Source organism: endosymbiont of Lamellibrachia barhami, from assembly GCF_011947365.2.
GTDB lineage: Bacteria > Pseudomonadota > Gammaproteobacteria > Chromatiales > Chromatiaceae > QGON01.
Genome location: NZ_JAAVSH020000001.1, coordinates 2,666,956 through 2,677,202 on the forward strand (window position 1 = coordinate 2,666,956; position 10,247 = coordinate 2,677,202).

The following is a 10,247-nucleotide window of genomic DNA, read 5'->3' on the forward strand; positions in this document are numbered from 1 at the left end:
AAGGAGGTCGAGTTGGGTCTCTATTTAGAGGGCATCAGACAGTAGTCAAACGGTCGGAGTCGATTCCTGTTCTGACCAGAGAGTAAAACCTGCGATGACAAGCGTTCCGTCATTGCCGGTTCTGCATACCTGAATCGACTCCGGCCACTACCGCTCACCGTGAGAGAGTGTCGCTGAAGCCCAATCCTTCATGACTCCTGCAATTTAGGTGGCAATCAAATGCTGGCCAAACCACCCTCATAGACGAATTCTCCACTGGGTTTAGTCGCCGGCAGTTCCCTGACCGGCTCAATACTGATCTTGAAGCGAGTGTCACTTCGCAGGGATACGGGTACATTCATCCGTTCCACACCACGTTCAGGTAATATACCCACCGACACCAAGCGTCCATCGCCGGTCTCCATCCAGAGCTGACAGACCTTACCTTTCGGTACCCGTGTCGGCGCCACGGCTTTCACATGCAGTTGTCCACTGGAACCAGCGGTGCCTATAATCCAGCCCGCCTGGGACTGATCGTTCATCACTACAAGCACCCGATCCATCTCGAAATCAGCGCGGTCTATGCCGAAGAGGGTAAGCGTCAGCACCATCACCAGGCTGGCCATGACCAATCCCAGATTGCGCCAGAAACCAAGACTGTTCAAGATCCCCGCTTTCTCCGGCCGGGATGAAGGATCAAGGCGTTGTTCAATATTGCGCCAGACATCTGGAGGCGGCCTCACAGGCTCGATTGCCTCCAACATGGGAGCAAACCGCTGTTCCCAGGCTGACACCTCGGCCTGCAACGCATAGTCCTCTTTCAGGCGATGTTCAAAATCAGCCTGTCCCTCACCCTGCAGAGTACCAAGTACATATTCAGCCGCCAGATCAGTGGCTGGCGATTGTTGATTCTGTTGTGTCATGGTTCAAGGCACCTCTTCAGTTGTTCAAGTCCACGACGTATCCATGTCTTGACCGTGCCAAGTGGCGTTCCCGTCTGACTCGCCAGCTCCTCATGGGTCAGCCCCTTGAAGTAGGCCAGGGCGATAACCTGGCGCTGCTGGCTCTTTATCCGTTCCAGACAATCGTTGAGACGGCGCCCCTCATCACTCTGCTGCAACCGCTCCAGCGGCATCATTTTACTGTCCGACGCTTCAAGCAGCTTTTCCGGTTCTGCCATCTGCACCTCGCGACGCTGCCGGCGCAGCAGATCCAGTGCCTGGTTGCGCGCAATGGTTGCCATCCAGGTGGTCGGCGCGGCCAGGTAGGGGCGGTAGCTGTCTGCGCTGTTCCAAATCTTTATATAGGCCTCCTGCAAACAGTCCTGCGCCCATGCGTCTCTAACTAAGATACGCAGAATAACGCCATATAGTTTCGCCGAAGTCATCTCATACAGTTGGGCAAATGCCCTGCGGTCCTTCAGCGTGCAGGCAGCAAGCAACGCTTTCAGCTGCTCGTTGCGCTCTGCATTTGCAATTTTCGGGTCGATCTCCCCGGCTGCCATGTAAACTCCTTCAGAGACATTGCATTCAGATCTCCTGCAAGAGTAATGGTAGCCGCGCAAAGGAGCAAGAATCGGCCAACTTATTTAGTGTCTATCCGGAAACAATGTTTTAACCACAAAGGATACGAAGAGCGCGAAGGTAAAAGATTGATTAGCAATAAATTTTCTTCGTGTACTTCGTGCGCTTCGTGGTTAGATATGGGTTTCCGGATAGACACTATTTAGTTTCCGGACGGAAACTATTTATCTTCGATCGGTTCACCCATATAGCCGGAGAACCTTATGCACTGCTTGCCGTCCACCTCCACGATGCGCACGGTTTCCCCCCGTCCTCTACCCAGTCCCTCTATGACCGCCTCAGTGGCGGAGATGGGCTTCAGCGGCACACGAATAGAACTGTCGGAGAGGTGGGGCGCCCTATAATGGAGGCAGAGCACCCCGCTTTCAGTACTTAGCCGCAGATCCTCGATGCTGAACTCACCATCAGGGTTGATCGTCCGGTAACTGCCGGTGCGCTTTTTCCACACTTCATCCCAGGGCTGGGATTCAATTCGGCTGCCAAGCACATACTCCTGGCCGTCCCGCTCCGCCACCAGCACCTCCAGGTCATTGGTGGTGCGGGAACGGAAACGCATTTCACCCAGCACTCTGTAGGAGGGGGGCAGGCTTGCTGCGCTCTCAGGTGTCAACCCGAGACTGCCGTCATCAAACCGCACCATATCCAGGACTCGTTCGATGATGCAGGCGCAAAGGCGAGGGCGCTCAGGATCCACCATCAGCAGTCCAAGATCGGTTGCATAGCCGCCTGAAGGGGTCTCAGGCAATGCAGCCATCATTTTCGGCGCGCGGATCGGCGCGGGTTTGCCAACCGTACCCCGCACCTTTACCGCGAGCGCCAGTATCGTCGCAGAAAGCTTGCGGGCCGCCTTGTTGCTGCCTGCACCATTGGCAAGCACCACTACACCAAGCTCATGATCCGGCAACAACGCCATCTCCGCCCCAAACAGCATGGTGCTGCCACCATGGCGAACCACGCGCCCGAGCAGTTGATCATCCTCGATAAACCAGCCCAGCCCAGGCGAGTAACCCAACGCAATCTGACCCTTTGCCGTCTGTGATGTCCACATTTCCAAAATCATTTCACTATCGATATTGGGTATCCGCCCAAGCAACAGAGCCTGCATCAGGCGTCCAAGGTCTTTGGCGCTGCTGTAGAGTCCCAATGCCGGGGTATCCCGTAGCGGCGGCTGTGGCCTGACCAGACCATCCAGATGCCCGGCTGCCAGCCTCTCACGCATTGCGTCCGTCACTTCGTAGCCACTACTCTGCATATCCAAGGGTAGAAAAATATTCTGCTTCATGTACCCGGAAAATGTCATTCTGGACTTCTGCTCCACCAGATGGCCGAGCAGATCGTAACCAAGATTGGAATAACTGTAGACACTGTCCGCCGCATAGGCGATGTACTCATCGTGCAGCAGTGTTGTGACCTGTGTGAACGGGGTCGACGTATACATGCCTTTACGCAGATCGCTGGGCAGGCCACTGCGATGACTCAGCAGTTGCCGTGGTGTGATGACGACCGCTTCAGCATCATGACTGCGAATGGAAAAACCATCGAGCTGACGGCTGATGGAATCATCAAGGGAGAGACGTTGCTGTCCGTCCAGCTGCATGACTGCCAAGGCTGTCAGTGGCTTGCTCAGGGAGCCGACACGATAGATGGTTTCAGCACCTGCCAGGGTGCCTTTTTGCATATCCGCCTTGCCGAACCCTTCGATCCAAAGTGGGCCGTTTCGGTCCACCAACGCCACACTCAACCCCGGCAACAGATCTTCGTCCAGCATGCCCTGGATCAGTTTTTTCGCTTCATCACGCACCGACTCCATCTTATCCACGGGCAAAACGGCATCGGATCGCAGTTCATTTTTTTGTGGCACACAGGCCATCAGCAGCAGGCTGAACCCACCAAGCAATATGAACGTTAGGGGATGGAGGTGCATCGGCTCGTTATCGTGTGGGTTGCAAAGCCTGTACGGGGCAAGACTTCCACCCCGTCAGGCCGTCAACTGTTTACCAGTCGATGCTGTGTCCCTGATCCAAAATGGCACTGCCATACGCCTCGTTGCTGCCCCTCTGACTTACATACCGAGAGGTATTGACACCACCCAGACGGACATCACCGTAGGAGTCACCGATACCCGGCTGAACCGCTGAGGGCAGTGAAGCGGAGCCAGAGCTACCTACAAAGAGGTCAGGGTTGCCTTCAAAACCATTGTATGCAAATTCTGAGCTTCCTCCGGCATAGAGGTTGGCGGAAAGAAGCAGTGCGGCTGTAAATGCGATTTTTTTCATGACGAATTCCTCATCTGGTCAATGATGTCGTTTTGATAACGACTTTCAATAACCTATACGGGGGGCGTCTAAATTCAGATTCAAATTTTTTCACAGACACAAAAAAGGGGCCAGAAGGCCCCTTTTTATCGACTCAACGAGGTGCGATTACTCTTCGCTCACCGCCTTCATGCTCAGGCGGATACGTCCCTGCTTGTCCACTTCGAGGACTTTAACCTTGATGACATCGCCTTCAGAAAGCTTATCGCTGACCTTCTCCACCCGCTCATTGGAGATCTGGGAGATATGTACCAGACCGTCTTTGCCGGGAAGAATGGTGACGAAAGCACCGAAGTCCATCAGGCGGGCAACCTTGCCCTCGTAGATGGTACCGACTTCGACGTCAGCGGTGATCAGCTCGACACGCTTGCGGGCATCCTCACCTGCCGCCTTGTCAACGGAGAAGATCTTGACCACACCGTCATCGGTGATATCGACGGTGGCGCCAGTCTCTTCGGTGATGGAACGGATGGTGGCGCCACCCTTGCCGATCACGTCACGGATCTTGTCCGGGTTGATACGCAGCTCGATGATACGCGGCGCATGCTCGGACATCTGCTCACGGTGTGTGTTGATGACGCTGTTCATCTCACCCAGGATATGCAACCGGCCCTCTTTGGCCTGCTCCAGGGCGATCTCCATGATGTCCTTGGTGATGCCGTCGATCTTGATGTCCATCTGCAGTGCGTTGATACCCTCACTGGTACCAGCCACCTTGAAGTCCATGTCGCCGAGATGATCCTCGTCGCCCATGATATCGGTGAGCACGGCAAATCTCTCGTCTTCCTTGATCAAACCCATGGCAACACCGGCAACCGGCGCCTTGATAGGCACGCCAGCATCCATCAGCGACAGACTGGTGCCGCAGACCGATGCCATGGAGGAGGAACCATTGGACTCAGTAATCTCCGAGACTACGCGGATGGCATAGGGGAAATCGGTGATGGTCGGCATGCAGGCCATTACGCCGCGCTTGGCCAGACGACCGTGGCCGATTTCACGCCGTTTCGGGCTACCCACACGACCTGTCTCACCTACACAGAAGGGAGGAAAGTTGTAGTGCAGCATGAAGGGCTCGCGATAGGAGCCGTCGAGGGCGTCGATGATCTGAGAATCGCGCTCGGTGCCGAGGGTGGTCACCACCAGGGCCTGGGTCTCTCCACGGGTAAACAGGGCGGAACCGTGGGTGCGGGGCAGTACGCCGGTACGTACGCTGATGGGACGCACGGTGGTGGTGTCGCGGCCATCGATGCGGGGTTCGCCTTCGAGGATACGGCCACGCACGGTGCTCTTCTTCAGCTTCTCGATGACATCTTTGACTTCAGCCTCGTCCCAGCGGGCGTCTTCACCGCCGCAGAGCGCTGCAACGGTCTCGACCACCACGGCTTTGATGGCGGCGTAACGCTCCATCTTGTCGGCAACCTTATAGGCACTGCCGATGCCTTCACCGGCAGCAGCCTCGACGGCAGCTGCCAGATCGGCACCCACTTCGGGGACTGCATATTCAGCAGGGGTTATTCCAACCTCGGCAGCCAGCTCCTTGATCGCCTGGAGCACAACCTGCTGCTGCTCGTGTCCAAAGAGCACTGCACCCAGCATAACCTCTTCAGGCAGCTCACGGGCCTCGGATTCGACCATCAGTACCGCATGTTCGGTGCCGGAGACGATCAGATCCAGATCGGTGGCATCGCTCAAGCCGGTGCTGGGGGCATTCAGAATGTACTCGCCATCCTTATATCCCACACGGGCCGCGCTCACTGGGCCATTGAATGGCAGGCCTGATATCGCCAGCGCAGCGGAGGCGCCGATCAGTGCGGGGATCTCGGGATCAACTTCTGGATTCAGGGACATCACAGTGAGGATCACCTGCACCTCGGTGGTGTACCCCTTGGGAAACAGCGGGCGGATCGGACGATCGATCAGTCGTGATGTGAGGATCTCCTTCTCGCTGGGACGCCCCTCACGCCGGAAAAAACCGCCGGGTATATGACCGGCTGCATAGGTCTTCTCCTGATAGTCCACGGTGAGTGGGAAGAAGTCCCGACCGGGATCGTTGCGACCGGCGACAACGGTAGCCTGGACGACGGTATCGTCCATGTTGACCATAACGGCGCCGTCGGCCTGGCGGGCAATCTCGCCAGTCTCGATGGTGACCTTATTGTTGCCCCACTGAAATTCTTTTTTAATCAGAGTCACTGTCTCTTCCTCAGTGCAGATAAGACCGGATTAACGGCGCAGGCCAAGGCGGGAGATCAGATCGCGATAGCGCTCCGCATCCTTGCTTTTGAGATAGTCAAGCAGCTTACGGCGGGAATTGACCATGCGGACCAGACCCTGACGGGAGTGGTGATCCTGCTTGTGCTGCTTAAAGTGTTCGGTGAGATAGGTGATACGGGAGGTCAGCAGGGCTACCTGCACCTCTGGGGAACCGGTATCACCAGGGCCACGCTTATACTCTTCCACGATGGCTTTTTTATCTTCTGCGCTCATTGTCATGACGTTGTACTCCTATTGGGTTACGTCTCTATAAACATGGCCATTTTCAAGATCTCCTCCGACAATGAGTTCAGGGGAGTCCGGCCGTCTCGATAAATCTGTTCCGAAGCGCTCAATTGGCACTCCAGTGAGCCGCGAATTATGCGCGGATTGTGTCTGAATCGCAATTAAATCAGTGACCTGATGGGTGACATTCTCAGTGATTCGTCTGCAGCAATCGTTTGGGCGCCACGCGACCATCGTCCAGGATCTGCCCAACACCGAGAAAGTCCACCTCATTGGCATAGAGACGAACCCAACCACTGGTGGGCGCCTTGGGCACCAGCACCGGCTGTCCCTGCTTCAGATAGAAGGCGGCATCCGGTGTGAGGTTGATCTCTGGCCAATCGGAGAGTGCACTCTCCAGCGGCAGCAGCAGCGCATCCATCTCCGCAAAGCGGCGCGCCTCGAAATCCTCTTTTACCTGTTCCAGGGTCACCATCGACTGATCGTCAAATGGACCCACACCGGTGCGGCGCAAACCGCTGACATAAGCGCCACAGCCCAATTTGGCACCGATATCCTCCGCCAGAGTGCGCACATAGGTGCCTTTCGAGCAGTGCACGTCCATCTCGAATTCCGGCAGATCAAAACTGAGCAGGCTCAGGGCATGAATATAAATGGTGCGGTGTTCACGCTCTACTACTATACCCTGACGCGCCAACTTGTAGAGCCTTTCACCCTTGTGTTTGATGGCTGAGTACATGGGCGGCAACTGCTGCTGCTCCCCAAGAAACGCCTGCAGCACTTTCAACAGAGCCGCTTCCGTGACGCCCTCAGTGCTGGCGGTTTCCAGGATTTCGCCCTCGGCATCCCCCGTGGTGGTGGTCTCGCCAAGCTTGACCTTCACCCGGTAATGCTTGTCCGCATCCAGCAGGAAGGCCGACATCTTGGTCGCCTCCCCGAAACAGATCGGCAGCAGTCCGGTCGCCAGCGGGTCCAGACTACCGGTATGACCGGCCTTGGCTGCCTTGAAGAGAAACTTGATCTCCTGCAAGGCTTTGTTGGAGGTAATACCCTCCGGCTTATCCAACAGCAATACCCCACTGATATTGCGTCCTCTGTTTCGACGACGTCCCATCTTCTGCTCTAGGTGGTTTTTTCTGAATGAGTTTCCGGCGATTGCCGGGCTTATGAATCCGAATGATTATCGGCGACTGCCTGATCGATCAGGGAAGCCAGATGTTGACCCCGCTCAATCGACTCGTCAAAGACGAAATGCAGCTTGGGTACGGTACGTAATTTACTCTGCTGTCCCAGCAGAAAACGCAGGTGTCCTGCCGCCTGATTCAGCCGCTTTGCACACTCACTGACAGGGAGATCCGTACCCATCACGGTAAAGAAGACCTTGGCCTGGGAGAGGTCCCGCACTACGCGAACCTCCTGGATGGTAACCATGCCCAGCCCGGGATCCTTCAACTCCTCGCGAACGAGGTCTGCCAGATCCCGCTGCAGCTGGGAGCCGATACGATCGGTACGCTTGAAATCCTGCGCCATTGTCTACTCGACAACCCGCGCCACTTCGGTACGCTCGAACACCTCGATCTGATCGCCGGCCTGCACGTCATTGTAGTTCCTCACGCCGACACCACACTCCATACCCGCCTTCACCTCAGGCACGTCATCCTTGAACCGGCGCAGTGACTCCAGCGCCCCTTCGTATATGACCACATTGTCGCGCAGCACACGAATCGGACTGTTTCGTCTGACGGTGCCTTCGGTGACCATGCAGCCTGCTATCGCCCCGATCTTGGAGTTACGGAAGACATCACGCACCTCGGCCAGACCGATAATCTCTTCGCGAATTTCAGGGGAGAGCATGCCGGAGATCGCTTTTTTCACATCATCGATGACTTCATAGATGATGCCGTAGTAACGCATATCGAGACCCTGCTCTTCGACAATACGTCGCGCGCCCGCATCGGCACGTACATTGAAGCCGAAAATAATCGCATTGGAGGTAACCGCAAGGTTTGCATCAGATTCACTGATCCCCCCTACACCCGCTGCCACGATAATCACTTTCACCTCATCGGTGGTGATCTTCAACAGCGACTCTCTCAGCGCCTCCACGCTTCCCTGCACATCAGCCTTGACGATGATGTTGAGATTCTGCACCTCACCCTGCCCCATCTTGCTGAACATCTCATCCAGCTTGGTAGCCTTCTGCGCGGCAAAGCGGTTGTCCCGGTGTTTATCGACACGCAGACTGGCAATCTCGCGAGCGCGCCGCTCATCCGCGACCGCCCGTACATCGTCACCTGCATCGGGTGTACCGGAAAGCCCCAGCACCACCACGGGTATGGAGGGGCCGGCACCCTTCACTGACTTGCCGTTTTCATCGAACATGGCACGAACACGGCCATACTCCTTGCCGGAGACAATGATGTCCCCTTTCTTCAGAAGACCGGAGCGCACCAGTACAGTGGCGACAGGTCCACGTCCCTTATCCAGCGACGATTCAACAATGGAGCCGATAGCCGGCCCCTCTGCAACGGCGGTAAGCTCCAGCACCTCGGACTGCAGCAGGATGGCGTCAAGCAGATCATCGATGCCTTCGCCACTCTTGGCGGAGACCTGGACGAACATGGTATCGCCGCCCCAGTCTTCCGGGATAACCTCTTCCTGGGCCAGCTCCTGGATCACGCGATCCGGATTCGCTTCCGGCTTATCGATCTTGTTGACCGCCACGATCAGAGGCACGTTAGCAGCCCTGGCGTGCTGGATCGCCTCCCTGGTCTGCGGCATGACGCCATCATCCGCAGCGACCACGAGGATGACGATATCGGTTACCCTCGCACCACGGGCGCGCATCGCAGTAAACGCGGCATGGCCAGGGGTATCCAGAAACGAAATGGTGCCCTTGGCTGTATCGACATGATACGCACCAATGTGCTGGGTGATGCCACCCGCCTCACCAGCCGCCACTTTACTGGCCCTGATGTAGTCGAGCAGCGAAGTCTTACCATGGTCGACGTGACCCATAATGGTAACTACCGGTGGACGTGCAATCTGTTCACCTTCCGCTTGCGCGGCGTCCTCAGTACTGAGCAGATCCGCCTCCACGTCCTCATCCCGCTGCATGACCGGGATATGTCCCATCTCTTCCACGATCAGCGTCGATGTATCCCGATCCAACGGCTGATTGATGGTGACCATCATGCCCATCTTCATCAGCACCTTGATCACTTCGGCGGCTTTCACCGACATCTGCTGCGCCAGCTCGGCCACGGAGATGCTCTCGGGTATTTTCACCTCATGCACCACTGGCGTGGTAGGCTTTTGAAACCCGTGCTCCGTATCAACCGCAGGCGTTCCCCGACGACGGGACGGTTTTTTCTTGCGACGCCCACGACCCTCTTTTGAAACATGCAACTCTTTGCGGCCGTAGCGGGACGAGCCACCTTTTGAATCTTTCTGCTCCTTGCCCTTGCTCTCCTTGTTGCCCTTTTTGCCCCGAGCTGCTTCCTGCTGTTTCGTTTCCTGTTCCTTCTTGACCCGGGCCTCTTCTGCCTGACGGGCCACCTCGCTCGCCTCTTCAGCTTGTCGTTTGGCCTCTTCCTCAGCCTTCAGGCGCGTCTCTTCTTCAGCTTGGCGGACCTCTGCCTGCTCCTCTTCACGTTTCTTCGCTTCCGCAGCCTTACGCGCTTCCACTTCAGCCTCGACAACCGCCTGCTGCTTTGATTGCTCTTCCAACGCCAAACGGGCGGCTGCAGCCTCCCTCTGCGTCGCGTCATCACCAGCAACCACGCTACGCTTCACGTAGGTACGCTTCTTCCGCACCTCGACACTGACGGTTTTGCTCGGTGTACTGGTTGCACGATTCAGTGGATTG

9 protein-coding genes are annotated in these 10,247 nt (G+C 56.5%); all 9 read right to left on the minus strand.

Annotated features, from left to right (window positions below; all coding sequences use genetic code 11):
* Positions 1-215 precede the first annotated feature (215 nt).
* The 9 genes from G9Q73_RS12055 to infB all read right to left on the minus strand — a co-directional run bounded on the left by G9Q73_RS12055 (position 216) and on the right by infB (position 10,240).
* Positions 216-902: an anti-sigma factor gene (locus G9Q73_RS12055; RefSeq protein WP_177420006.1), complete on the minus strand. Its 687-nt coding sequence runs from the start codon at positions 900-902 to the stop codon at positions 216-218.
* Entirely contained in the window at positions 899-1,483 is a 585-nt protein-coding gene (locus G9Q73_RS12060; protein ID WP_177420007.1) for a sigma-70 family RNA polymerase sigma factor, read from the minus strand. Before G9Q73_RS12060 ends, G9Q73_RS12055 begins: the two co-directional genes overlap by 4 nt.
* A gap of 239 nt (positions 1,484-1,722) precedes the next feature.
* Positions 1,723-3,423 (minus strand): serine hydrolase domain-containing protein, encoded by a 1,701-nt coding sequence (locus G9Q73_RS12065; protein WP_369408887.1) that lies wholly within the window; start codon positions 3,421-3,423, stop codon positions 1,723-1,725.
* 133 nt (positions 3,424-3,556) lie between these two features.
* On the minus strand, positions 3,557-3,838 hold the full coding sequence (locus G9Q73_RS12070) for a hypothetical protein (protein ID WP_177420008.1): 282 nt from the start codon (positions 3,836-3,838) through the stop codon (positions 3,557-3,559).
* A gap of 147 nt (positions 3,839-3,985) precedes the next feature.
* Positions 3,986-6,073, minus strand: coding sequence for a polyribonucleotide nucleotidyltransferase (pnp, locus tag G9Q73_RS12075; protein WP_177420009.1), 2,088 nt, complete (start codon positions 6,071-6,073; stop codon positions 3,986-3,988).
* Positions 6,074-6,103: 30 nt separating this feature from the next.
* Positions 6,104-6,373 carry a 30S ribosomal protein S15 gene (gene rpsO, locus G9Q73_RS12080; protein WP_177420010.1) on the minus strand — a complete coding sequence of 90 codons (270 nt, stop codon included), beginning with the start codon at positions 6,371-6,373 and terminating at the stop codon, positions 6,104-6,106.
* A 196-nt stretch (positions 6,374-6,569) separates the two neighbouring features.
* Positions 6,570-7,493 (minus strand): tRNA pseudouridine(55) synthase TruB, encoded by a 924-nt coding sequence (gene truB, locus G9Q73_RS12085; protein ID WP_177420011.1) that lies wholly within the window; start codon positions 7,491-7,493, stop codon positions 6,570-6,572.
* A gap of 50 nt (positions 7,494-7,543) precedes the next feature.
* Entirely contained in the window at positions 7,544-7,909 is a 366-nt protein-coding gene (gene rbfA / locus G9Q73_RS12090; protein ID WP_177420012.1) for a 30S ribosome-binding factor RbfA, read from the minus strand.
* 3 nt (positions 7,910-7,912) lie between these two features.
* A complete protein-coding gene (gene infB, locus G9Q73_RS12095; RefSeq protein ID WP_177421426.1) occupies positions 7,913-10,240 on the minus strand; it encodes a translation initiation factor IF-2 in 2,328 nt (775 codons plus the stop codon).
* Positions 10,241-10,247 lie beyond the last annotated feature (7 nt).